Source organism: Acinetobacter sp. NRRL B-65365 (assembly GCF_001605865.1).
In the GTDB taxonomy this organism is placed as follows: domain Bacteria; phylum Pseudomonadota; class Gammaproteobacteria; order Pseudomonadales; family Moraxellaceae; genus Acinetobacter; species Acinetobacter vivianii.
In genome coordinates, this window is sequence record NZ_LRPD01000083.1 from 1 (window position 1) to 872 (window position 872).

Annotated in this window: 1 protein-coding gene; it reads right to left on the reverse strand. The window is 28.0% G+C overall.

The features are described from left to right. Window positions 1–122: 122 nt before the first annotated feature. Window positions 123–581 (reverse strand): hypothetical protein, encoded by a 459-nt coding sequence (locus AWW72_RS18700; RefSeq protein ID WP_062848323.1) that lies wholly within the window; start codon window positions 579–581, stop codon window positions 123–125. Window positions 582–872: the final 291 nt, after the last annotated feature.

An 872-nucleotide genomic window follows, 5' to 3' on the forward strand; every position in this document is an offset into this window, starting at 1 on the left:
TGGGGTACTATTTGTGCAAGCACAAAAAAGAAAGCTTAAACTAAAGAATTTTAAAAAATTAAACACATTAACCATAAAAACCTTTATAAAACAAAACAATAATTCAATTAATATCTAAAAATTTAATCCAAATTAATTATTGGAATTTCGTCTTTGACACAATGCTTAACCCCTGCTTCGCTGTATGACAATCCAACTGACCATTCATTTATATTTTCATAATTTATTTCCTCACCATCATAACCATAGTGTTTTGAATTTATTGGATACAACACTCCCATATATATCTTTTTATCCAAACAATATTCAAAAAAACTATCATGACTTGATATTAGTACCCAACCATCATCTTGCAATTTTTTTTGTATATTTTCAAAATCACCAAATGACATACTTGATTTTTTCACCTCTGCTGTGGCGTACTTATTCATAGGCTTATCAATCCAAACTTTCTCTTTTGGACTAAACTTCCCAAAGTATTTATTAACCACAATATAAAAATATTGATCTTGCTGTTTTTTCTCAGCACTTGAACATGCAGCCAGCAAAACAGATAAAAACAATATTGAGATGAATTTCATAAATTTACTCTTAATATTTAACCTATAGTTAAAAAAGAAATACTAATCGAAGCACCAGCATCTATATCTCAGCCAAAATCTATTTCTATAGTTTTATAGATGCTGACATTATCTCTAAGAAAATATTAAAAATACGTCTAAAGACAGCATTTCAAAACTTTTTCAAATTATCTTTTTAAATTAATCTAATTTAATTACGGGCATCTTATTTTTTCTACATTGATTCACTCCACTTTCTCCATAAGACAACCCTACTAGCCAGTCATTAATATCTGTATATTTAACTTCGCG

What these genes read in the sequence shown, in the direction of transcription:
- AWW72_RS18700 (WP_062848323.1), bottom strand. Translation starts at nt 581, where the DNA reads ATGAAATTCATCTCAATATTGTTTTTATCTGTTTTGCTGGCTGCATGT.